Consider the following 20984-nt stretch of genomic DNA (forward strand, 5'->3'; position numbering starts at 1 on the left):
CTGCAATGACGCATGCGTTGAAAAAATTTGCGGTCATCATGCTGATCGCCGTGCTGGGGCCGCTCGGCGCGTTGAACGCGCTGGCGGCGTCCTCGCTGTCCGATATCAAAGTGTCCAACGCCCAGCGCGAAGCGACGGTGTCGGTGAGCTTCAATGGCCCGCCGGACTACGCGTTTTTCCCGCTGCACGGCCCGGAGCGCGTGGTGCTGGACGTCAACCAGAAAGGCAAGGTCGGCGGGCTGCCGCTCAATTTCAGCGGCCAAAACCTGGTGAAAAGCATTCGCTCCAGCGCGCCGAAAGACGCTCAGAGCGTGCGCCTGGTGTTTGATCTGACTCAGCGCGCTAAAACCCGCGTCTCCACCCGCCAGAACGGCGGCGTGCACACCGTGGTATTCACCCTAACGGCCGAAGGCGGCGTCAATACCGTGGCGCGTAAAGCGCCGGTCCAAACGCCTGCGCCGGTCGCCGTTAGCCAACCGCCGCGTCAGGCGCCGGTCGCGGTGCGTGAAGCGCCGGAGCCGCCGCTGCGCAAAGCGCCGACGGGATCGAATCCCTTTACCAATAAACAGAGCGTTGTCGCGGGCACCGCCACTGAGGTGACGCCACGCAGCAGCCGCGTTTCCGCCGGTTCCGGCGATCGGGTGGTGGTGGCGATCGACGCCGGCCACGGCGGCCAGGATCCGGGCGCCATCGGCCCGAGCGGGTTGAAAGAAAAGAATGTCACTATCGCCATCGCGCGCCGCCTGCAGGCGATGTTGGACGCCGATCCGCAGTTCAAGCCGGTGCTGACGCGTAACGGCGACTATTTTATTTCGGTGATGGGGCGTTCCGACGTTGCGCGTAAACAGGGCGCCAACGTACTGGTCTCCATCCACGCCGACGCCGCGCCAAACCGCAGCGCCAGCGGGGCTTCCGTCTGGGTGCTGTCCAATCGCCGCGCCAACAGCGAAATGGCCGGTTGGCTCGAACAGCATGAGAAGCAGTCCGAGCTGCTCGGCGGCGCCGGCGACTTGCTGGCCAACAGCCAGGCCGACCCTTATCTGAGCCAGGCGGTGCTGGATCTGCAGTTCGGCCACTCGCAGCGCGTTGGCTACGATGTGGCGGTGAAGGTGCTGCAGCAGCTGCAGAGCGTTGGATCGTTGCATAAACGCCGTCCGGAACACGCCAGCCTGGGCGTGCTGCGTTCGCCGGATATTCCATCGCTGCTGGTGGAAACAGGATTTATCAGTAATAGCACGGAGGAGCGGCTGCTGGGCAGTAGCGCGTATCAGGAGAAGATTGCCAAGGCCATTCATAACGGCTTGCGCAGCTACTTCCTGGCGCATCCGCTGCAAGCCGACCCAAAGGTGGAAAACCGACCGCTGGACGTCGCAGCGGCGGTTAACACTTCAACACCAGACGTGCGCCAGCCTGAGCCTATCGTCAGCTCGGCCGGCGCGAGCCGCAACGTAAGCGGCAAGACCCAGATCCACGTGGTGAAACGGGCGGAGACGCTGTCCGGCATCGCCGACAGCTACGGCACGACCATGGCGGCGCTGCGGGATCTGAACAAACTGAAGAAAGACGGCGTGTGGGTCGGGCAACGCCTGAAGGTGCCGGCGGGGAAAACCGCCGCCGTCACCAAAGCGAAAACGCCGGCGAAGAAGCCGTCTAAACATAAAGTGGCCCGCGGGGACACGCTGTCCTCCATCGCTTCTCGCTACGGGGTCAGCGTCGGCGATTTGAAACGGGTCAATAATCTGAAGTCGGACGTCGCGCCGCTGGATCGGACGCTGACCATTCCGCAGGCCTAGCGCCACCGCTACAGGAGTCAGCATGCCTATCCAGGTGTTACCGCCACAGCTCGCCAACCAGATCGCCGCCGGAGAGGTGGTTGAACGCCCCGCGTCGGTCGTCAAAGAGCTGGTGGAAAACAGCCTGGACGCCGGTGCGACGCGCATCGATATCGATATCGAACGCGGCGGCGCCAAGTTGATCCGCATTCGCGACAACGGCTGCGGCATCGGCAAGGACGATCTGGCGCTGGCGCTGGCGCGGCACGCCACCAGTAAAATCAGCACGCTCGACGACCTGGAGGCGATCGTCAGCCTCGGTTTTCGCGGCGAAGCGCTGGCCAGCATCAGCTCGGTTTCCCGTTTGACCCTGACGTCGCGCACCGCAGACCAGAGCGAAGCGTGGCAAGCCTATGCCGAAGGGCGCGAACAGGCGGTGACGGTCAAACCCGCCGCGCACCCGGTCGGCAGCACGCTGGAAGTGCTGGATCTGTTTTACAACACCCCGGCGCGCCGCAAGTTCATGCGCACCGAGAAAACCGAATTCGGCCATATCGATGAAGTGGTGCGGCGCATCGCGCTGGCGCGCTTCGATGTGGCGATCAACCTCAGCCACAACGGCAAACTGATCCGCCAATATCGTGCGGCGAAGGAAGAAAGCCAGCACGAGCGCCGTTTGGGCAGCATCTGCGGCCCGGCGTTTTTGCAGCATGCGCTGAACATCGACTGGCAGCATGGCGATCTGAGCATCCGCGGTTGGGTGGCGGATCCGGACGGGGCGCGCCAGCTGGGTGAAATGCAGTATTGCTACGTCAACAGCCGCATGATGCGCGATCGCTTGATCAACCACGCCATTCGTCAGGCCTATCAGGATCAGCTGAAAGACGATCAGCAGCCCGCTTACGTGTTGTATCTGGAGGTGGATCCGCACCAGGTGGACGTCAACGTTCATCCCGCCAAGCACGAGGTGCGTTTCCATCAGGCGCGGCTGGTGCACGATTTTATCTACCAGGCGGTGACCACGGTGCTGCAACAGGCCGGGCAGACGCCGTCGCTGCCGCTGGCGGAAACGCCTGACGAGGCGCCTGCGCCGGTCTGGCAGCAGGAAAACCGCGTCGCCGCTGGCGGCAACCATTTTTCACAGCCGGCGCCGCGTCGCGAAACGCCGCCACCGGCCGGCGCTGCCCGCGAGCGCGCGCCGCAGCCCGGTTGGCAAACGGCGGGCGGTTACCAGAAACGCGAAGGCGAGCTGTACGGCAAACTGATGCGGCCTGCCGCCGAGCCGCAGGCTGAGGCCGCGCCGGAAGCCCCGAGTCGGCCGCCGCTGTTCCCACCGGTGAAAGCCGCCGTGGAAACGCCGTTGGCGAGCGGGCAACACAGCTTTGGCCGGGTGCTGATGATCCATCCGCCGTGCTACGCACTGATTGAACAGCGCCAGCAGCCGGCGTTGCTCAACCTGACGGTGGCCGAGCGCTGGCTGCGCCAGGCGCAGCTCAATCCGCCGACGGAAGGGCTGCGGCCGCAGCCGCTGCTGATCCCAGTCAAGCTGACGTTGGACAAGAACGAAGCGGCGGCCATCCCACGGCATCAGGCGCTGCTGACGATGATGGGGCTGGACTTGCAGACGGATCACGGCCGTGTGACGCTGCGCGCAGTGCCTTTACCATTACGCCAACAAAATTTACAAAAACTGATACCCGAACTGTTAGGCTATCTGGCCGAGCATCAGGAGATGTCGCCCGCGGTGTTGGCCACCTGGCTCGCTCGCCGTCTCGGCAGCGAACATGAACAGTGGAACACCTCGCAAGCGATACAATTGCTGACCGACGTTGAACGACTTTGCCCGCAGCTGGTCAAATCGCCACCGAGCGGACTTTTACAACCCGTTGATTTACAGGCCGCACTGGCGGCCCTCAAGCATGACTGAAACTGAAATGACATCACGTCCCCCGGCTATTTTCATCATGGGGCCGACCGCCTCGGGCAAGACCGCGCTGGCGATCGCGCTGCGCGAGCGCCTGCCGGTGGAACTGATCAGCGTCGATTCCGCGCTGATTTATCGCGGCATGGATATCGGCACCGCCAAGCCGAACGCCGAAGAATTGGCGCAGGCGCCGCATCGGCTGATCGATATTCGCGATCCCGCCGAAGCTTACTCGGCTGCGGAGTTCCGCGCCGATGCGCTGAAAGAGATGGCCGATATCACCGCCGCCGGCCGCATTCCGCTGTTGGTGGGCGGCACCATGTTGTATTTCAAGGCGTTGCTGGAAGGATTGTCGCCGTTGCCGTCCGCCGATCCTGCGGTGCGCGAGCGCATCGAACGGCAAGCGGCGGAGCTGGGCTGGGAGGCGCTGCACCGTCAGTTACAGGCGATCGATCCGGTCGCGGCAGTGAGAATTCATCCGAATGATCCGCAGAGACTGTCCAGAGCACTGGAAGTTTTTTTTATTTCGGGTAAAACTTTAACGGAACTGACTAAAATTTCGGGTGAATCGTTACCGTATCAAGTTCACCAATTTGCGATAGCGCCGACCAGCCGTGAGTTGATCCATCAACGCATCGAGCTGCGGTACCATCAAATGTTGGCGGCGGGTTTTGAGACGGAAGCGCGTGCACTTTTCGCACGGGGTGATTTGCATACGGACTTGCCCTCCATTCGCTGTGTCGGTTACCGCCAGATGTGGTCATACTTGTCTGGTGAAATTAGTTACGATGAGATGGTTTATCGTGGTATTTGCGCAACACGTCAGTTGGCTAAACGCCAGATGACCTGGTTACGGGGTTGGGAGTCGGTCCATTGGTTGGACAGTGAAAAGCCGGGAGAGGCTTTGGACTCGGTGACACAGGTTGTTAGTGCATAGGTTGGGTGATTGTGTACAATTGCTGAGTATTCAGCGCGCAAATTTTTTACGTCGTTTATTTTAGAGCCGACAGGTTCTTAGTTACAAACAACAAGCAAATAAGGAAAAGATAGAATGGCTAAGGGGCAATCTTTGCAAGATCCGTTCCTGAACGCATTGCGTCGTGAACGTGTTCCGGTTTCTATTTATTTGGTGAATGGTATTAAGCTGCAAGGCCAGATTGAGTCTTTTGACCAGTTTGTCATCCTGTTGAAGAACACGGTTAGCCAGATGGTGTACAAGCACGCTATCTCTACCGTTGTCCCGTCACGCCCGGTCTCGCATCACAGCAACAATCCGAGCGGCGGTTCAAGCAACTATCACCATGGTAACAATCCGTCTGCGCAGCAACAGCCGCAGCAGGAAAGCGATGACGCTGAATAAAGCGCGTTGCAAGTCAACCATGACGGGGAGCATAAGCAGCCGCGTGCTGTTTATGTCCCCCAAACTCACGGTGAGTGTCCGTTTGAGAGGTTGCACGCTTGTTTGACCGTTATGAAGCCGGTGAGCAGGCCGTACTGGTTCATATCTATTTCTCGCAAGACAAAGATACGGAAGATCTCAGCGAGTTCGAATCGCTGGTCTCCTCAGCCGGTGTAGAAGCTTTGCAAGTGGTGACTGGTAGCCGCAAAGCCCCGCATCCGAAGTACTTTGTCGGTGAAGGAAAGGCCGAAGAAATTGCAGATGCGGTGAAAGCCAGCGGCGCGTCTGTTGTCCTGTTTGATCATTCCCTTTCCCCGGCGCAGGAAAGAAACCTCGAGCGCCTGTGCGAATGCCGGGTGATCGATCGCACCGGGCTGATTTTAGACATTTTCGCCCAGCGTGCCCGCACCCATGAAGGTAAGCTGCAGGTGGAGCTAGCGCAGCTGCGTCACATCGCCACGCGTCTGGTACGCGGCTGGACGCACCTGGAGCGGCAAAAAGGGGGGATAGGCCTGCGCGGGCCGGGGGAAACCCAGCTTGAGACCGACCGTCGCCTGTTACGCGATCGCATCAGCTTGATTCTGCGCCGCCTGGAGCGGGTAGAGAAGCAGCGTGAACAAGGCCGACGCGCGCGGACCCGCGCCGATGTGCCGACCGTATCGCTGGTGGGCTATACCAACGCCGGCAAATCCACCCTGTTTAACCGAATAACGTCTGCCGAGGTGTATGCGGCGGACCAGCTATTTGCCACCCTGGATCCTACGTTGCGGCGCATTGACGTGCCGGACGTGGGGGATACCGTGTTGGCGGATACCGTAGGCTTTATCCGGCACCTGCCGCACGATCTGGTGGCCGCCTTCAAGGCGACGCTGCAGGAGACGCGCCAGGCCTCTTTGCTGCTGCACGTCATCGACGCGGCGGATCCGCGTGTCGACGAGAACATCGACGCGGTGAACACCGTGCTGGCGGAGATAGACTCGGATGAAATCCCTACACTGTTAGTGATGAACAAAATAGATATGCTGGACGATTTTGTGCCGCGTATCGACCGCAACGATGAAAACCTGCCGATCCGGGTGTGGCTGTCCGCCGCCAGCGGAGAGGGTATTCCGTTGCTGTATCAGGCGTTGACGGAGCGCTTATCGGGGGAGATCGCGCATTACGAATTGCGCTTACCGCCACGGGCAGGCCGTCTTCGCAGCCGTTTTTACCAGCTTCAGGCGATTGAAAAAGAGTGGAACGAAGAGGACGGCAGCATTGGCGTGGTGGTGCGAATGCCGATCGTCGAATGGCGTCGTCTCTGCAAGCAAGAACAGGACCTGATTGACTTTATCGTATGATCATATCCTGTTACATTTATGCTTCGCGAAAGCCTGAAGTACCCAATCACAGAATATGGAGCTAAAACATGGCGTGGAATCAGCCCGGTAATAACGGACAGGACCGCGACCCGTGGGGGAGCAGCAATAACAATGGCGGCAACTCTGGCGGTAACAACAAAGGCGGTCGTGATCAAGGGCCACCTGATTTGGATGATATCTTCCGCAAACTGAGCAAGAAATTGAGCGGTTTTGGCGGGGGCAAAGGCTCCAACAGCAATAGCGGCGGCACCGGGGCCTCCGGCCCGGGCTTCAGCGGCCGCATTATCGGTATCGCGGCGGTTGCCGTGGTGGTGATCTGGGCCGCCAGCGGCTTCTACACCATCAAGGAAGCCGAGCGCGGCGTCGTGACGCGTTTCGGTAAGTTCAGCCACCTGGTGCAGCCGGGCCTGAACTGGAAGCCGACCTTCATCGACGACGTGCGCCCGGTGAACGTGGAATCCGTGCGTGAGCTGGCGGCGTCCGGCGTGATGCTGACCTCCGATGAAAACGTGGTGCGCGTGGAAATGAACGTGCAGTACCGCGTGACCAACCCGGAAGCGTACCTGTTCAGCGTCGTCAATGCCGACGACAGCCTGAGCCAGGCGACCGACAGCGCCCTGCGCGGCGTGATCGGCAAATACTCGATGGATCGCATCCTGACCGAAGGCCGTACCGTGGTGCGTAACGATACGCAGCGCATGCTGGAAGAGACCATTCGTCCTTACAACATGGGCATCACGCTGCTGGACGTCAACTTCCAGGCGGCGCGTCCGCCGGAAGAGGTGAAGGCGTCGTTCGACGATGCGATCGCCGCGCGTGAGAACGAGCAGCAATACATCCGTGAAGCGGAAGCTTACGCCAACGAAGTTCAGCCGCGTGCGAACGGCCAGGCGCAGCGTTTGCTGGAAGACTCCAAGGCTTATAAAGACCGCACCGTCCTGGAAGCTCAGGGTGAGGTGGCGCGCTTTGCCAAGCTGTTGCCGGAATACAAGTCCGCACCGCAGATCACCCGCGAGCGTCTGTATATCGAAACCATGGAAAAAGTGCTGGGCCATACCCGTAAGGTGTTGGTGAGCGACAAAGGCAACAACCTGATGGTGCTGCCGCTGGATCAGATGCTGCGCGGCCAAGGCGCGGCGACGGAGAGCGGCAACAAGGATACCAGCCTGATTCGCCTCAATCCGAATCCAGCGCCGGCTGCCAACAGCAGCACCCCGCGCACCAGCAGCGGATCGGTTATGGATCAGCGCCGGGCGAATGCGCAGCGTGACGACACCACTCGCGTAGGGAGAGAGTAATCAATGCGTAAGTCTTTTGTAGTTATTGTCCTCGCGGTGCTGGTGGTGCTGTACGCTTCGCTGTTCGTGGTGCAGGAAGGCCAGCGCGGCATCGTGCTGCGCTTCGGCAAGGTGCTGCGCGACGGCGAAAACAAGCCGCTGGTGTATGCGCCGGGTCTGCACCTCAAGATCCCGTTCATTGAGACCGTGAAGAACCTGGATGCGCGTATCCAGACCATGGACAACCAGGCCGATCGCTTCGTGACCAGCGAGAAGAAAGACCTGATCGTTGACTCCTATCTGAAGTGGCGCATCAGCGATTTCAGCCGCTACTATCTGGCGACCGGCGGCGGCGACGTCTCCCAGGCCGAAGTGCTGCTGAAGCGTAAGTTCAGCGACCGTCTGCGTTCCGAAATCGGCCGCCTGGACGTGAAAGACATCGTGACCGACTCGCGCGGCAAGCTGATGTCTGACGTGCGTGACGCGCTGAACACCGGCACCGTGGGTGACGGCGAAGAAGTGGCGACCACCGAAGCCGATGACGCTATCGCCTCTGCGGCGGCGCGCGTTGAGCGGGAAACCACCGGCAAACAGCCGCAGGTGAACCCGAACAGCATGGCGGCGTTGGGCATCGAAGTGATCGACGTGCGTATCAAGCAGATCAACCTGCCGGCCGAAGTCTCCGACGCCATCTACCAGCGTATGCGCGCCGAGCGTGAAGCGGTAGCCCGTCGCCTGCGCTCGCAGGGCCAGGAAGAAGCCGAGAAACTGCGCGCCAGCGCGGACTACGAAGTGACCCGTACCCTGGCGGAAGCCGAGCGTCAGGCGCGTATCACCCGTGGTGAAGGCGATGCTGAAGCAGCCAAGCTGTTCGCCAACGCGTTCAGCCAGGATCCGGACTTCTATGCCTTTATCCGCAGCCTGCGTGCCTATGAAGCCAGCTTCAAGGACAACCAGGACGTGCTGGTACTGAGCCCTGACAGCGATTTCTTCCGCTACATGAAGTCGCCTGATACCCTGCGCAAATAAGCGCGGCAGGCAATCTGATCGAGGGCCCGTTTTCGCGGGCCCTTTCTCGTTTTGGGGGATGCATGAACTCAACGATTTGGCTGGCGCTCGGGCTGGTCCTCGTGTTGGAAGGATTGGGGCCGATGCTGTTTCCGCAGGCCTGGCGCAAAATGATTGTGGCGATGTCGCAGTTGCCGGACGCGACGCTGCGGCGATTTGGCGGTGGAATAGTGGTTGCGGGCTGCGTGATCTACTACATGTTGAGCGGCCGCACGGGTCTTTAAAGTCTAGCCCAAAATTTATGCAATCGTATGCTAAAAGTGCTGAAAATCGAAAATTACGGTGGTAGAATCCATTTTTAAGCAATCGGTGATTTTGAAAAATGGGTAAGAACGTCGTCGTACTGGGCACCCAATGGGGTGACGAAGGTAAAGGCAAGGTTGTAGACCTGCTGACTGAACGGGCTCAATATGTTGTGCGCTACCAAGGTGGCCATAACGCTGGCCACACTCTGGTAATCAACGGTGAAAAAACCGTTCTTCATTTAATTCCTTCAGGCATTCTGCGTGAAAACGTCACCAGCATCATCGGCAACGGTGTTGTTCTGGCGCCGGACGCGTTGATGAAAGAAATGGGTGAACTCGAAGCGCGTGGCATCCCGGTACGCGAACGTTTGTTACTCTCTGAAGCTTGCCCGTTGATCCTGCCTTACCACGTTGCGTTGGATAACGCGCGTGAGAAAGCGCGCGGCGCGAAAGCGATCGGCACCACCGGTCGCGGCATCGGCCCGGCTTACGAAGATAAAGTGGCTCGTCGCGGTCTGCGCGTCGGCGATCTGTTCAACAAAGAAACCTTCGCCGTTAAGCTGAAAGAGATCGTCGATTACCACAACTTCCAACTGGTCAACTACTACAAAGTTGAAGCCGTCGATTATCAGGCGACGCTGGACTACGTGCTGTCTATCGCCGATATCCTGACCGCGATGGTGGTTGACGTTTCCGAACTGCTGGACGGCGCGCGCAAGCGTGGCGATCTGATCATGTTCGAAGGCGCTCAGGGCACCCTGCTGGATATCGACCACGGTACTTACCCGTATGTGACCTCTTCCAACACCACCGCCGGCGGCGTGGCTACCGGTTCCGGTATCGGCCCGCGTTATGTGGACTACGTGCTGGGCATCGTGAAAGCCTACTCCACTCGCGTGGGTGCAGGCCCGTTCCCAACCGAGCTGTTCGATGAAACCGGCGAGTACCTGTGCAAGCAGGGTAACGAGTTCGGCGCCACCACCGGCCGTCGTCGTCGTACCGGCTGGCTGGACGCGGTAGCGGTGCGTCGCGCGGTGCAGATCAACTCCCTGTCTGGCTTCTGCCTGACCAAACTGGACGTCCTGGACGGCCTGAAAGAAGTGAAGATCTGCGTGGGTTACCGCATGCCGGACGGCCGTGAAGTGGACACCACTCCGCTGGCGGCTGAAGGCTGGGAAGGCATTGAGCCTATCTACGAAACCATGCCGGGCTGGAGCGAAACCACCTTTGGCGTGAAAGAGCACAGCAAGCTGCCTCAGGCTGCGCTGAACTACATCAAGCGCATCGAAGAAGTGACCGGCGTACCGGTAGACATCATCTCTACCGGCCCGGATCGCAGCGAAACCATGATCCTGCGCGACCCGTTCGACGCATAATCAGGCTTTGCGGCATTAAACAAACCGGGCGCGTCCCGGTTTGTTTTTATCCTGACTCCCTCCGATTGCGGTTTCACGTCAAAAAATCCTTTCATAAACCCGCCTTAGGGCGCGGGATTCGCTAAATAATTAGCGACGAACTCTCCGGCTGGTTTATTATCCAATGAGTAATCTTTTGAATAGCGCCGAAAAGCGGCGTATCAGACGGGTAAAGTCATACCCAGAGGTAAGATGTGCAGTTAACAAGTTTTACTGATTATGGTCTGCGGGCGTTGATCTACATGGCCTCGTTGCCGCAGGACAAGATGACCAGTATCTCGGAAGTGACCGAGGTGTATGGCGTGTCTCGCAACCATATGGTGAAGATCATCAATCAGTTGAGCCGGGTCGGTTTTGTCACGGCGGTGCGCGGCAAGCATGGCGGCATCCGTTTGGGCAAACCGGCCGAGAGCATTCGCCTCGGCGATGTCGTGCGGGCGCTGGAGCCGCTTGCGCTGGTTAACTGCAGCAGCGAGTTTTGCCACATCACCCCTGCCTGCCGATTGAAGCAGGTGCTCCAACAGGGCGTACAGAATTTCCTTGAAGAGCTGGATAAGCATACGTTGGCCGACATGGTCGAAGACAATCCGCCGCTCTACAAGCTATTGCTTGTCGAATAAAACGACGTTGAGAAGACAAGGCTCAACGTCATCCTGCTGATGACAACGGAGGAACCGCAATGTCACAAGATCCATTCCTGGAACGAGAAGCAGAAAAATACGAATCTCCCATTCCCAGCCGTGAATATATCCTGGCCCATTTGGCGAAACGAGAAACGCCGGCCAGCCGCGAAGAACTGGGCAACGAATTGGGCCTCAGCGGCGAAGAACAGCTGGAAGCGCTGCGCCGCCGCCTGCGCGCCATGGAGCGCGATGGCCAGTTAGTGTTTACCCGCCGCCAGTGCTACGCGCTGCCGGAACGTTTGGACCTGCTGCGCGGCACGGTGATTGGCCACCGCGACGGCTACGGCTTCCTGCGCGTTGAAGGCAGCAAAGACGATCTGTACCTGTCCGCCGAACAGATGAAAATGGCGATCCACGGTGACGTGGTGCTGGCGCAGGCGCTGGGCGCGGATCGCAAAGGGCGTCGCGAAGCGCGCATCGTGCGCGTGCTGGTGCCGAAAACCAGCCAGATCGTCGGCCGCTTCTTCATGGATGCCGGTACCGGCTTCGTGGTGCCGGACGACAGCCGTCTGAGCTTCGATATTCTGATCCCGGCGGACAGCGTCAGCGGCGCGCGCATGGGGTATATGGTGGTGGTGGAGCTGACTCAACGCCCAACCCGCCGCACCAAAGCGGTCGGCAAGATCGTCGAGATCCTCGGCGACAAAATGGGCACCAGCATGGCGGTGGATATCGCGCTGCGCACCCATGAGATCCCGCATACCTGGCCACCGCAGGTGGAAAAGCAGGTGGCCGATCTCAGCGAACAGGTGCCGGAAGCGGCCAAGAAGGGCCGCGTCGATCTGCGCAAGCTGCCGTTGGTCACCATCGACGGTGAAGACGCGCGCGACTTCGATGATGCCGTGTACTGCGAGAAAAAACGCGGCGGCGGCTGGCGCCTGTGGGTCGCGATCGCCGACGTCAGCTACTATGTGCGTCCACGCACCGCGCTGGACGACGAAGCTCGCAGCCGCGGCAACTCGGTATATTTCCCGTCGCAGGTGATCCCGATGCTGCCGGAAGTGCTGTCCAACGGGCTGTGCTCCCTGAACCCGCAGGTCGATCGCTTGTGCATGGTGTGCGAGATGACCATCTCCGCCCAGGGGCGCCTGTCCACGGCCAAGTTCTACGAGGCGGTGATGAGCTCCCACGCCCGCCTGACCTACAACAAGGTGTGGCACATTCTGCAGGGCGATCAGGAGCTGCGCGAGCATTACCACCCGCTGGTCAAGCACCTGGAAGAGCTGCACGCCATGTACAAGGTGCTGGATAAGGCGCGCGCCGAGCGCGGCGGCATCGCGTTTGAAACCGAAGAAGCCAAATTCATCTTCAACGCCGAACGCCGCATCGAGCGCGTGGAGCCGACGGTGCGCAACGACGCCCACAAGCTGATCGAAGAGTGCATGATCATGGCCAACGTGGCGGCCGCGCGCTTCGTCGAGAAACGCAACGAGCCGGCGCTGTACCGCGTGCACGATCGTCCGAGCGATGACCACATCTCCGCGCTGCGCAGCGTGCTGAGCGAGCTGGGGCTGACGCTGGGCGGCGGCAACAAGCCGCAGCCGAAGGACTATGCGGTGCTGATGGATGAAGTGTCCGAGCGCCCTGACCACGAAATGCTGCAAACCATGTTGCTGCGCTCGATGAAGCAGGCGATTTACGATCCGGAAAACCGCGGCCACTTCGGCCTGGCGCTGGCCTCTTACGGCCACTTCACCTCGCCGATCCGCCGTTATCCGGATCTGGCGTTGCACCGCGCGATCAAATACCAGCTGGCCAAAGAGCATGGCGAGCCGAAAGAGCGCTGGACGCCGACCGGCGGCTGGCACAGCGAATTCGAAGAGATGCTGCAGCTGGGCGAACACTGTTCGATGACCGAGCGCCGCGCGGACGAAGCGACGCGCAACGTCGCCGACTGGCTGAAGTGCGACTTCATGCAGGATCACGTCGGTGAAGTCTTCAGCGGCATTATCTCCAGCGTGACCGGCTTCGGCTTCTTCGTGCGCCTGAACGATCTGTTCATCGACGGGCTGGTGCACGTATCAACGCTGGATAATGATTACTATCGCTACGATAATATCGGCCAGCGCCTGATCGGCGAATCTTCCGGCACGGTCTATCGCCTGGGGGATACGGTGGAGATCCGCGTGGATGCGGTGCATATGGACGAGCGCAAGATCGACTTCGCGCTGGTGTCCAGTACCCGCAAAGCGCGCGGTGAAGGCAAAACCGAGCGCGATCGCGCCAAGAAGGGCGGCCAACGCACGCTGCGCGACAGCGGCAATGCGGGGCGCGGCAAGCGCCGCGGCGGCAAACCGCCGGCCAACTTCGAGCCGGACAGCGCCTTCCGTAAGCAGGATGACGCCAAGCCCGCGGACAACGTGAAGAAGGCGAAAAAGAAAGCCAAGAAAGCGTCCGACAAAACGCGGAAAATCGCGGCGGCGACCAAAGCCAAACGCGCAGCCAAGAAGAAAGGTGCCGAGCAGGCTTAACCTGCCGCACATCGTTACCATCGGCCGGTTATCGCCGGCCGCACGACTTTAAAAGAGCATCATGAGCGAAATTATTTACGGCATCCACGCCGTCAAAGCCCTGTTAGAGCGCGATCCGCAACGCTTCCTGGAAGTGTTTATCCTGAAAGGCCGCGAAGATCGCCGCCTGCAGCCGCTGATCGCCGAGCTGGAAGCGACCGGCATCGTGATCCAGGTGGCGAATCGCCAATGGCTGGATGACAAGGTTGAAGGCGCGGTGCACCAGGGGATCATCGCCCGGGTGCGCGAAGGGCGTCAGTATCAGGAGAACGATCTGCCGGGCCTGTTGGAGAGCGTGGAAACGCCATTCCTGCTGGTGCTGGACGGCGTGACCGACCCGCATAACCTCGGCGCCTGCCTGCGCAGCGCCGATGCGGCCGGCGTGCACGCGGTGATCGTGCCCCGCGATCGTTCCGCCCAGTTGAACGCCACCGCCAAGAAAGTGGCCTGCGGCGCCGCCGAAAACGTGCCGTTGATCCGCGTGACCAATCTGGCGCGCACGCTGCGTCTGCTGCAAGAGATGAATGTCTGGGTCGTCGGCACCGCCGGCGAAGCCGACCATACCCTGTATCAGAGCAAAATGACCGGCCCGATGGCGCTGGTGATGGGCGCGGAAGGCGAAGGCATGCGCCGCCTGACCCGCGAACACTGCGATGAGCTGATCAGCATCCCGATGGCCGGTACCGTCTCTTCACTGAACGTGTCGGTCGCCACCGGCATCTGCCTGTTCGAAGCGGTGCGCCAGCGCGGCTGATTCTTCTGACGGGGGCGCCGTGCTCCCGTTAATTCCCCCTCTTGTGATCCCGCCTGCGGCAGAAATCTCTGCGCCGACCATACTTACTCCTGACGCTTTTTTCAGGGAGCACTCTCATGGTCTGGACTACGCACACCGTTTTTAACCAACCCAAGCCGCTGGGCAACAGCAACCTGTTTCTCTCCGATACGCCGCTGCGCGAAGCGTTGCAGCGCGAGCAAGGCGGTTGGGACGCCGAGGTATTGGCTTCGCTGGGCCAGCAGCTCGGCACGCAGGAGTCTCTGGAGCTGGGGCGGCTGGCCAACGCCAACCCGCCGGAGCTGCTGCGCTACGACGCCACCGGCCAGCGGCTGGACGACGTTCGCTTTCACCCGGCCTGGCATATCCTGATGCAGGGGCTGATCGCCAACCGGGTGCACAACCTGCCCTGGCAGGAGGATGCGCGCATCGGTTCCTTCGTGGCGCGCGCCGCGCGCTTTATGCTGCATGCGCAGGTCGAGGCCGGCACGCTCTGCCCGGTGACCATGACCTTCGGCGCCACGCCGCTGCTGCTGCAGGCGTTACCGGCCGAGTTTCGCGCCTGGCTGACGCCGCTGCTGTCGGATCGTTATGACGCTCATCTGCTGCCGGGCGGGCAAAAGCGCGGCCTGCTGATCGGCATGGGCATGACGGAGAAACAGGGCGGCTCCGACGTGTTGAGCAATACCACCACCGCCACGCCGCTTGGCGCGCGCGGGCCGGGCGAAGCCTACCGGCTGGTGGGGCACAAGTGGTTCTTCTCGGTGCCGCAAAGCGATGCGCACCTGGTGCTGGCGCAGGCCGAAGGCGGGCTGTCCTGTTTCTTCCTGCCGCGCATTTTGCCGGACGGCAGCCGCAACGCCATTCGCCTTGAGCGGTTGAAAGACAAGCTGGGCAACCGCTCCAACGCCAGCAGCGAGGTGGAGTTTCAGGACGCCACTGCCTGGCTGCTGGGCGATGAGGGCGACGGGGTGCGGCATATCCTGAAGATGGGCGGCCTGACCCGTTTCGACTGTTCGCTGGGCAGCCACGGCCTGATGCGCCGCGGGCTGTCGGTGGCGCTGTATCATGCGCTGCAGCGGCAGGCGTTCGGCAAATTGTTGATAGAACAACCGCTGATGCGCCAGGTCTTGGCGCGCATGGCGCTGCGGCTGGAAGGGCATACCGCGTTGCTGTTCCGGCTGGCTCGCGCCTGGGAGAGCCGCAGCAATGAAGGCGAACTGATCTACAGCCGGCTGCTGACCCCGGCGGCTAAATACAGCATTTGCCGTCAGGGCATGCCGTTCATCGCCGAGGCGATGGAGGTGCTGGGCGGCATCGGTTACTGCGAGGAGAGTGAGCTGCCGCGCCTGTACCGTGAAATGCCGGTGAACAGCATCTGGGAGGGCTCCGGCAACATCATGTGTCTGGACGTGTTGCGCAGTCTGCATAAACTGCCGGGCGCGCTCGAGATGTTGCAGTTCGAGCTGCAGCCGGTGCGCGGCCAGAATCGGTTGTTCGATCACGCCTGGCGGCAGTGGCAGCAGCGTGCCCGGCAACCGAGCGAGGAGATGGGGCGGCTGCTGACTCAACAGCTGTTCGACCTGTGCTGCGCCGCGCAGCTGCTGCAGCACGCCAGCCCGCTGATCGCCGACGCCTGGTGTCATCTGACGCTGGATCACCGCGGCGAGAGCCTGCTGTCGGCCGAGGCGTGCGAACTGCTGCTGAACCGCGCCATCGGCGGTTAGGGAAAAGGGTGGCGCCCGGTGGCGAAAACCTTTTTAATTCAGCCTCACTCTGACAGGAAAATGCACATGGATATTCTCAGCGCGTTGGCGGCGTTCGCCTCTTACTTCTTCAGCGGCTTCGCCATGATTTTGGTGTTTCTGTTCGTCTATACCCGCATCACCCCGCACGACGAATGGGCGCTGATCAAGGCCGATAATCAATCCGCCGCCTTTGCTTTTATCGGCGCTTGCCTGGGATATGTGATCCCGCTGGCCAGCGCGGCGATCAACTCGATCAGCCTGCTGGATTACCTGCTGTGGGGCGTGGTGGCGCTGGTGGTGCAACTGCTGCTGTTCGCCGCCGTGAAGATCTACATGCCGCGCATCAGCGACAAGATAGAAGCGAATCACCTGGCCGCCGGGATTTTCCTGGGGGGCGTCTCCGTCAGCGGCGGAGTATTGAATGCGGCTTGCATGAGCTACTAAAGGTATAAGATGGCCGAGGCGCGCCAGCCAAGCGGGTGCGCCTGCTCTTCCATCCGCAGAATGCGGTAATAGCTGGCGCCGTGTTGGTCGGCGGTGCGGGCGATGGCCAGTTCCGCCTCCTGCGGTGAGCCGGGCAAATCGTTGAAGGTGATCTCGGCGATTTCACTGAGCGGCGTCACGCGATCGGCGGGCGCCAGCTCGGCGGACTGTGCGCCGGTGCTGAGCAATCCCGTGGAAAGCAGGAGGGAGGTGAGTGCGGTGGAGCGTTTCATGGCGTTCCCCTTCGTCAGATCCTGAATCGACACCCGCAACATGCGGCATGCTGTCCCTCAGTGTGCAACACCCTTCTTCAGCCAGTGCAAAGCCAGTGTAAAGCTGCTTAAAAAATCCCCGCCTTAACGATACAGGATCGCCTGGGAATACCATTGGCCCGGCACGACGGTTTCGCTGTTCATGATGATCATGTAATAACGGGCGCCGGCGGCGGTGGCCTTGCGTTGGATCTCCGCTTCCACGTCCATCGGGCTGCCGCGCACCACGGCGGTGACGGTGCCCATTTTCACCAGCTCGGCGGTCTGCGCGCGGACGATCTCCTGCGCCTGAGCGGTGGGGGGCGGCGGCGGTTTCGGCGTGGTGGTCATGATGCCGCAGGCGGAAAGCTGTGCGGCCAGCGTCAGGGTAATGAGTGTGCGGGCAATCGTCATGGTGACCTCGTAAGCGCCGGTGCGATGGCTTCAGTGTAACGCAATATAAGCTGTAACAGATTGAGCTAACGCTGCTTCGCGCAAGTTTGTCATGATGAATGCCAACAGGTGAGTTGAGGATGAACGGATGATCGAAATTCATGACGAGCGGGTTGGCGATATCGCGGTGATCCATGCGGTGCCGGCAGGGCAGTATCATCGGCCGCTGCCGACGGTGTTCTTCTGCCATGGCTATACCTCGTCGAAAGAGGTGTACGCTTATTTCGCCTATGCGCTGGCGCGCGCCGGTTTTCGGGCGGTGTTGCCGGATGCCGATCGGCACGGCGAGCGATTTGACGGCGATGAGGCGCGGCGCCTGGCGTCATTCTGGGAGATCCTGCGCAGCAATATCGACGAACTGCCGCAGATCAACGCGCATTTTGAGCGGCTTGGCCTGATCGCCGACGGCCGCATCGGCGTCGCCGGCGCCTCAATGGGCGGCATGACCGCGCTTGGCGCCTTCGCGCGCTTTCCGTGGATCCGTGCGGCCGCCAGCCTGATGGGTTCCGGCTATTACCGTGCGCTGGCGCAAACGCTGTATCCGCCGTTGGGCGAGACGGGCGAGGCGCTCTCGCCGACGGCGTTTGCGGCGCGCACCGCCGTGCTGGCGGAGTATGAGCTGGAAGGACGTTTGGCGCAGATTGCCGGGCGGCCGCTGCTGCTGTGGCACGGCGAGACGGACGACGTGGTGCCGGCGGCGGACAGCCTGCGTTTGGCGGCTGAACTGCGGCAGCAAGGTGCGGACGGCCGTTTGACATCGTTCGTCGAGCCGGGCGTGAAGCATCGCATCACGCCGCTGGCGCTGTCCGCCACCACCGATTTCTTTCGCCGCGAATTGTAATGCGCCTCCGGGCGCGATGCGTGGAATTGCGGTGCTCTCTGTAGGCTGTTTCGGTCATTGTTTGACGCATGGCGGAGGAGAATGTCAGCGTGAATTCTTTCAGGGGCGGCAAGGAGCGGAGAGCATGATAAAGGGTATCAGCAATACGGCCGAGACAGCGCGCGGGCTGGCGGGAACGATGAAAGCGCGCGCCGATCTTAACTCAATGGCCTTCAGTGAGATGCTGGGGGCAGCCGACGGCAAGGCGCGGCAAAACAAGGCAAATCCGCTGTCGCGCATCACCGCGCATACGGTGCAAAACATGACGGCGCTGTTCGCCTCCGCGCCGAAAGCGGCGGCCGCGCAAACCGCGAAGGCCGGCTCGCTCTCCTTCGAGCAGCGGGCGACGCTGGAGGAAAGCGCCGAACTGCTGCAGGTACGGACAAACTATCTGCGGATGGCGCTGCAATTGCACAATCAGGGCAAAGCGTTCAGCGCGCCGACGTTGCTCAAACTGTGATGGGTGAGGAAGTGGAGCGCCCGACAGGCGGCGCTCCGATGCGGACTGAACGGGCTTTCTGATGAAGCCCTGGGGATTTCCCTGGCGTGGCGCGTCTTTTTAACGGTACAGCTCGGCGCTGACGTGCATCGTGCTGTTGTCGCCCGGTTCGTGCAGGGCGATGATGCGATAAGAGCTTGCACCGCGTTGATCGGCGATTTTACTGACCTGGCTGCTGGCGTCATCCGGCGAGACCACGTTCTGGTTCAGGGTGACGAAGCCAACGCTCTGGCGTTGATCGGCCTGGTGCGAGGAGATCTCCGTCGCGGCCATCACGTTGGCGGAGAACAGGGCGGCAAGCGCCGTCGCGAGAATGATGCGTTTCATAGTGCCTCTCTTACTTTTTGCCGTTACGGCCTGACAGCGAGTGTCGCTGCGGCAAAAAGTCATTTATCTGCATTGAATAACCTGGAATCTTTTTCGTCGCGCTGTCTGCGGCGGATAAGGTTAATTTTAGTCGGTTGCGGCGGATTAAAAAGCGGGGCGTTTTGATGGCCTCTTTCAAAAAAAATGAAATAGATTTGTGATTCAGCGCTGATTTCATTGAAAGATTTTTGAAACTGATGGATTGGCGTACATAGGTTTCCCCGCCAGCAAATCGTGCTATTTCCCATACCCCCTCTCAATAACGCGAATAAAACCCACGCAGTCCTTGAGTTTCCCGCCCTGCGTCAGTATGATTACGCGTCATTTTTCAGCCGCACACTAAACACGTTCCTTGCTTCCATGGGCCGCGGTTGACCCTGACAGGAGGCTGAATAATCCGTAAGGAGCAATTCGATGCGTCATTACGAAATCGTTTTTATGGTCCATCCTGACCAAAGCGAACAGGTTCCGGGCATGATCGAGCGTTACAGTGCTACCATCACTAACGCGCAAGGTCAGATTCACCGTCTGGAAGACTGGGGCCGCCGTCAGCTGGCTTATCCGATCAACAAACTGCACAAAGCTCACTACGTTCTGCTGAACGTTGAAGCGCCGCAGGAAGCGATCGATGAGCTGGAAACTAACTTCCGCTTCAACGACGCCGTTATCCGCAGCATGGTTATGCGCGTTAAGCACGCGGTAACTGAAGCATCTCCGATGGTTAAAGCGAAAGACGAACGTCGTGGCGATCGCCGCGAAGACTTCGCTAACGAAACCGCAGATGATGCAGATGCTGGGGATTCTGAAGAGTAATTGCCGCCGTGACGGCTAATCGTCTGGTTTTGTCGGGCACTGTGTGCAAGGCGCCGGTTCGAAAAGTGAGTCCTTCCGGGATACCGCACTGCCAATTTGTGCTAGAGCACCGTTCGCAGCAGATGGAAGCCGGATTCAGCAGACAAGCATGGTGCCGAATGCCCGTGGTTGTCAGCGGACAACAGTCACAAGCACTAACTCAAAGATTAACGGTCGGCAGTCAGATTACCGTGCAAGGCTTTGTAAGCTGCCATCAAGGGCGCAACGGGCTGAGCAAATTGGTTCTGCATGCCGAGCAGATTGAATTGATAGATTCTGGAGACTAGCCAAATGGCACGTTATTTCCGTCGTCGCAAGTTCTGCCGTTTCACCGCGGAAGGCGTTCAAGAGATTGACTATAAAGACATCGCTACGCTGAAAAACTACATCACCGAAAGTGGTAAAATTGTACCGAGCCGTATCACCGGTACTCGTGCAAAATATCAGCGCCAGCTGGCCCGTGCTATCAAGCGCGCGCGCTACCTGTCTTTGTTGCCGTACACTGATCGTCATCAGTAATCGGCCACTGTCCATTAACGACTTTGAGAGGATAAGGTAATGCAAGTTATTCTGCTTGATAAAGTAGCAAACCTGGGCAGCCTGGGTGATCAAGTTAACGTTAAAGCGGGCTACGCTCGTAACTTCCTGGTACCACAGGGCAAAGCTGTTCCTGCTACCAAGAAAAACGTTGAGTTCTTCGAAGCACGCCGTGCTGAACTGGAAGCCAAACTGGCTGACGTTCTGGCTGCTGCTGAAGCTCGCGCAACCAAGATCAACGAACTGGGTTCAGTGACCATCGCTTCCAAATCTGGCGACGAAGGTAAACTGTTCGGCTCTATCGGCACCCGCGACATCGCTGACGCAGTGACTGCGGCAGGCGTTGAAGTTGCCAAGAGCGAAGTTCGTCTGCCGAACGGCGTTCTGCGTACCACTGGTGAGCACGAAGTGCACTTCCAGGTACACAGCGACGTGTTCGCACAGCTGAATGTAGTTGTGGTTGCAGAAGCGTAATTTACGCTGCTGTTA

24 protein-coding genes are annotated in these 20984 nt (G+C 60.2%); 20 read left to right on the forward strand and 4 right to left on the reverse strand.

Annotated elements, in window-relative coordinates; translation table 11 throughout:
* The first annotated feature begins 5 nt into the window (after positions 1 to 5).
* The 14 genes from amiB (at position 6) to ACORQT_RS01735 (ending at position 16618) form a co-directional block, all read left to right on the forward strand.
* Positions 6 to 1793 carry an N-acetylmuramoyl-L-alanine amidase AmiB gene (amiB, locus tag ACORQT_RS01670; RefSeq protein ID WP_164057564.1) on the forward strand — a complete coding sequence of 596 codons (1788 nt, stop codon included), beginning with the start codon at positions 6 to 8 and terminating at the stop codon, positions 1791 to 1793.
* 22 nt (positions 1794 to 1815) lie between these two features.
* Positions 1816 to 3699, forward strand: coding sequence for a DNA mismatch repair endonuclease MutL (mutL, locus tag ACORQT_RS01675; protein WP_147838217.1), 1884 nt, complete (start codon positions 1816 to 1818; stop codon positions 3697 to 3699).
* A complete protein-coding gene (miaA, locus tag ACORQT_RS01680; protein ID WP_164057563.1) occupies positions 3692 to 4633 on the forward strand; it encodes a tRNA (adenosine(37)-N6)-dimethylallyltransferase MiaA in 942 nt (313 codons plus the stop codon). The genes mutL and miaA overlap by 8 nt, the downstream gene beginning before the upstream one ends.
* Before the next feature lie 114 nt (positions 4634 to 4747).
* Complete coding sequence (gene hfq / locus ACORQT_RS01685) at positions 4748 to 5056, forward strand: RNA chaperone Hfq (protein ID WP_004933678.1); 309 nt, start codon at positions 4748 to 4750, stop codon at positions 5054 to 5056.
* 98 nt (positions 5057 to 5154) lie between these two features.
* Entirely contained in the window at positions 5155 to 6435 is a 1281-nt protein-coding gene (gene hflX / locus ACORQT_RS01690) for a ribosome rescue GTPase HflX (RefSeq protein WP_033641625.1), read from the forward strand.
* Between the two features lie 68 nt (positions 6436 to 6503).
* On the forward strand, positions 6504 to 7754 hold the full coding sequence (gene hflK, locus ACORQT_RS01695; protein ID WP_033641626.1) for an FtsH protease activity modulator HflK: 1251 nt from the start codon (positions 6504 to 6506) through the stop codon (positions 7752 to 7754).
* Between the two features lie 3 nt (positions 7755 to 7757).
* Positions 7758 to 8762 carry a protease modulator HflC gene (hflC, locus tag ACORQT_RS01700; protein ID WP_004933669.1) on the forward strand — a complete coding sequence of 335 codons (1005 nt, stop codon included), beginning with the start codon at positions 7758 to 7760 and terminating at the stop codon, positions 8760 to 8762.
* A 62-nt stretch (positions 8763 to 8824) separates the two neighbouring features.
* The gene (locus ACORQT_RS01705) at positions 8825 to 9025 is read left to right on the forward strand and encodes a DUF2065 domain-containing protein (RefSeq protein ID WP_004933666.1); all 201 of its coding nucleotides are present in this window, start codon (positions 8825 to 8827) and stop codon (positions 9023 to 9025) included.
* 98 nt (positions 9026 to 9123) lie between these two features.
* Positions 9124 to 10422: an adenylosuccinate synthase gene (locus tag ACORQT_RS01710; RefSeq protein ID WP_025159583.1), complete on the forward strand. Its 1299-nt coding sequence runs from the start codon at positions 9124 to 9126 to the stop codon at positions 10420 to 10422.
* A 233-nt stretch (positions 10423 to 10655) separates the two neighbouring features.
* The gene (gene nsrR / locus ACORQT_RS01715; RefSeq protein WP_015376391.1) at positions 10656 to 11081 is read left to right on the forward strand and encodes a nitric oxide-sensing transcriptional repressor NsrR; all 426 of its coding nucleotides are present in this window, start codon (positions 10656 to 10658) and stop codon (positions 11079 to 11081) included.
* 59 nt (positions 11082 to 11140) lie between these two features.
* On the forward strand, positions 11141 to 13615 hold the full coding sequence (gene rnr, locus ACORQT_RS01720; RefSeq protein WP_033651494.1) for a ribonuclease R: 2475 nt from the start codon (positions 11141 to 11143) through the stop codon (positions 13613 to 13615).
* Positions 13616 to 13676: 61 nt separating this feature from the next.
* Positions 13677 to 14408, forward strand: a complete 732-nt coding sequence (gene rlmB / locus ACORQT_RS01725) for a 23S rRNA (guanosine(2251)-2'-O)-methyltransferase RlmB (RefSeq protein ID WP_004933653.1) — start codon at positions 13677 to 13679, stop codon at positions 14406 to 14408.
* A gap of 116 nt (positions 14409 to 14524) precedes the next feature.
* Positions 14525 to 16153, forward strand: coding sequence for an isovaleryl-CoA dehydrogenase (locus tag ACORQT_RS01730; protein ID WP_047025082.1), 1629 nt, complete (start codon positions 14525 to 14527; stop codon positions 16151 to 16153).
* Between the two features lie 66 nt (positions 16154 to 16219).
* Positions 16220 to 16618, forward strand: coding sequence for a DUF350 domain-containing protein (locus tag ACORQT_RS01735; RefSeq protein ID WP_015376394.1), 399 nt, complete (start codon positions 16220 to 16222; stop codon positions 16616 to 16618).
* On the opposite strand, the gene ACORQT_RS01740 is transcribed toward ACORQT_RS01735, so the two are convergent.
* Both ACORQT_RS01740 and bsmA read right to left on the reverse strand, forming a co-directional pair.
* Positions 16615 to 16890, reverse strand: coding sequence for a DUF1471 domain-containing protein (locus ACORQT_RS01740; RefSeq protein WP_147838215.1), 276 nt, complete (start codon positions 16888 to 16890; stop codon positions 16615 to 16617). The genes ACORQT_RS01735 and ACORQT_RS01740 overlap by 4 nt on opposite strands.
* 123 nt (positions 16891 to 17013) lie before the next feature.
* Positions 17014 to 17322: a biofilm peroxide resistance protein BsmA gene (bsmA, locus tag ACORQT_RS01745; protein ID WP_046688102.1), complete on the reverse strand. Its 309-nt coding sequence runs from the start codon at positions 17320 to 17322 to the stop codon at positions 17014 to 17016.
* A gap of 127 nt (positions 17323 to 17449) precedes the next feature.
* On the opposite strand from bsmA, the gene yjfP reads away from it, so the two are divergent.
* Positions 17450 to 18202 carry an esterase gene (yjfP, locus tag ACORQT_RS01750; RefSeq protein WP_089192479.1) on the forward strand — a complete coding sequence of 251 codons (753 nt, stop codon included), beginning with the start codon at positions 17450 to 17452 and terminating at the stop codon, positions 18200 to 18202.
* Between the two features lie 124 nt (positions 18203 to 18326).
* Positions 18327 to 18701 (forward strand): hypothetical protein, encoded by a 375-nt coding sequence (locus tag ACORQT_RS01755; RefSeq protein ID WP_042783521.1) that lies wholly within the window; start codon positions 18327 to 18329, stop codon positions 18699 to 18701.
* A gap of 99 nt (positions 18702 to 18800) precedes the next feature.
* Here the strand turns inward: ACORQT_RS01755 and ACORQT_RS01760 are convergent, their stop codons facing one another.
* Both ACORQT_RS01760 and ACORQT_RS01765 read right to left on the reverse strand, forming a co-directional pair.
* Positions 18801 to 19067: a DUF1471 domain-containing protein gene (locus ACORQT_RS01760; RefSeq protein WP_033638913.1), complete on the reverse strand. Its 267-nt coding sequence runs from the start codon at positions 19065 to 19067 to the stop codon at positions 18801 to 18803.
* 10 nt (positions 19068 to 19077) lie between these two features.
* Positions 19078 to 19284, reverse strand: coding sequence for a hypothetical protein (locus ACORQT_RS01765; protein WP_156965081.1), 207 nt, complete (start codon positions 19282 to 19284; stop codon positions 19078 to 19080).
* A gap of 236 nt (positions 19285 to 19520) precedes the next feature.
* Here ACORQT_RS01765 and rpsF point away from each other — a divergent pair, with 236 nt between their 5' ends.
* The 4 genes from rpsF to rplI are packed head-to-tail and all read left to right on the forward strand — an operon-like array spanning position 19521 to position 20969.
* Entirely contained in the window at positions 19521 to 19919 is a 399-nt protein-coding gene (rpsF, locus tag ACORQT_RS01770; RefSeq protein ID WP_004933634.1) for a 30S ribosomal protein S6, read from the forward strand.
* A gap of 8 nt (positions 19920 to 19927) precedes the next feature.
* Entirely contained in the window at positions 19928 to 20245 is a 318-nt protein-coding gene (gene priB / locus ACORQT_RS01775; protein ID WP_049233092.1) for a primosomal replication protein N, read from the forward strand.
* Between the two features lie 4 nt (positions 20246 to 20249).
* On the forward strand, positions 20250 to 20477 hold the full coding sequence (gene rpsR / locus ACORQT_RS01780) for a 30S ribosomal protein S18 (protein ID WP_000135199.1): 228 nt from the start codon (positions 20250 to 20252) through the stop codon (positions 20475 to 20477).
* A 39-nt stretch (positions 20478 to 20516) separates the two neighbouring features.
* Positions 20517 to 20969 (forward strand): 50S ribosomal protein L9, encoded by a 453-nt coding sequence (gene rplI, locus ACORQT_RS01785; RefSeq protein ID WP_004933629.1) that lies wholly within the window; start codon positions 20517 to 20519, stop codon positions 20967 to 20969.
* The last annotated feature ends 15 nt before the right edge of the window (positions 20970 to 20984 follow it).

Origin of the sequence: Serratia sp. (in: enterobacteria) (genome assembly GCF_052400455.1) — a bacterium.
Classification (GTDB): domain Bacteria; phylum Pseudomonadota; class Gammaproteobacteria; order Enterobacterales; family Enterobacteriaceae; genus Serratia; species Serratia ureilytica.

What these genes read in the sequence shown, in the direction of transcription:
- amiB (WP_164057564.1), top strand. Translation starts at nt 6, where the DNA reads ATGACGCATGCGTTGAAAAAATTTGCGGTCATCATGCTGATCGCCGTG.
- mutL (WP_147838217.1), top strand. Translation starts at nt 1,816, where the DNA reads ATGCCTATCCAGGTGTTACCGCCACAGCTCGCCAACCAGATCGCCGCC.
- miaA (WP_164057563.1), top strand. Translation starts at nt 3,692, where the DNA reads ATGACTGAAACTGAAATGACATCACGTCCCCCGGCTATTTTCATCATG.
- hfq (WP_004933678.1), top strand. Translation starts at nt 4,748, where the DNA reads ATGGCTAAGGGGCAATCTTTGCAAGATCCGTTCCTGAACGCATTGCGT.
- hflK (WP_033641626.1), top strand. Translation starts at nt 6,504, where the DNA reads ATGGCGTGGAATCAGCCCGGTAATAACGGACAGGACCGCGACCCGTGG.
- hflC (WP_004933669.1), top strand. Translation starts at nt 7,758, where the DNA reads ATGCGTAAGTCTTTTGTAGTTATTGTCCTCGCGGTGCTGGTGGTGCTG.
- ACORQT_RS01705 (WP_004933666.1), top strand. Translation starts at nt 8,825, where the DNA reads ATGAACTCAACGATTTGGCTGGCGCTCGGGCTGGTCCTCGTGTTGGAA.
- ACORQT_RS01710 (WP_025159583.1), top strand. Translation starts at nt 9,124, where the DNA reads ATGGGTAAGAACGTCGTCGTACTGGGCACCCAATGGGGTGACGAAGGT.
- rnr (WP_033651494.1), top strand. Translation starts at nt 11,141, where the DNA reads ATGTCACAAGATCCATTCCTGGAACGAGAAGCAGAAAAATACGAATCT.
- rlmB (WP_004933653.1), top strand. Translation starts at nt 13,677, where the DNA reads ATGAGCGAAATTATTTACGGCATCCACGCCGTCAAAGCCCTGTTAGAG.
- ACORQT_RS01730 (WP_047025082.1), top strand. Translation starts at nt 14,525, where the DNA reads ATGGTCTGGACTACGCACACCGTTTTTAACCAACCCAAGCCGCTGGGC.
- ACORQT_RS01735 (WP_015376394.1), top strand. Translation starts at nt 16,220, where the DNA reads ATGGATATTCTCAGCGCGTTGGCGGCGTTCGCCTCTTACTTCTTCAGC.
- ACORQT_RS01740 (WP_147838215.1), bottom strand. Translation starts at nt 16,890, where the DNA reads ATGAAACGCTCCACCGCACTCACCTCCCTCCTGCTTTCCACGGGATTG.
- bsmA (WP_046688102.1), bottom strand. Translation starts at nt 17,322, where the DNA reads ATGACGATTGCCCGCACACTCATTACCCTGACGCTGGCCGCACAGCTT.
- yjfP (WP_089192479.1), top strand. Translation starts at nt 17,450, where the DNA reads ATGATCGAAATTCATGACGAGCGGGTTGGCGATATCGCGGTGATCCAT.
- ACORQT_RS01755 (WP_042783521.1), top strand. Translation starts at nt 18,327, where the DNA reads ATGATAAAGGGTATCAGCAATACGGCCGAGACAGCGCGCGGGCTGGCG.
- ACORQT_RS01760 (WP_033638913.1), bottom strand. Translation starts at nt 19,067, where the DNA reads ATGAAACGCATCATTCTCGCGACGGCGCTTGCCGCCCTGTTCTCCGCC.
- ACORQT_RS01765 (WP_156965081.1), bottom strand. Translation starts at nt 19,284, where the DNA reads ATGAAATCAGCGCTGAATCACAAATCTATTTCATTTTTTTTGAAAGAG.
- rpsF (WP_004933634.1), top strand. Translation starts at nt 19,521, where the DNA reads ATGCGTCATTACGAAATCGTTTTTATGGTCCATCCTGACCAAAGCGAA.
- rpsR (WP_000135199.1), top strand. Translation starts at nt 20,250, where the DNA reads ATGGCACGTTATTTCCGTCGTCGCAAGTTCTGCCGTTTCACCGCGGAA.
- rplI (WP_004933629.1), top strand. Translation starts at nt 20,517, where the DNA reads ATGCAAGTTATTCTGCTTGATAAAGTAGCAAACCTGGGCAGCCTGGGT.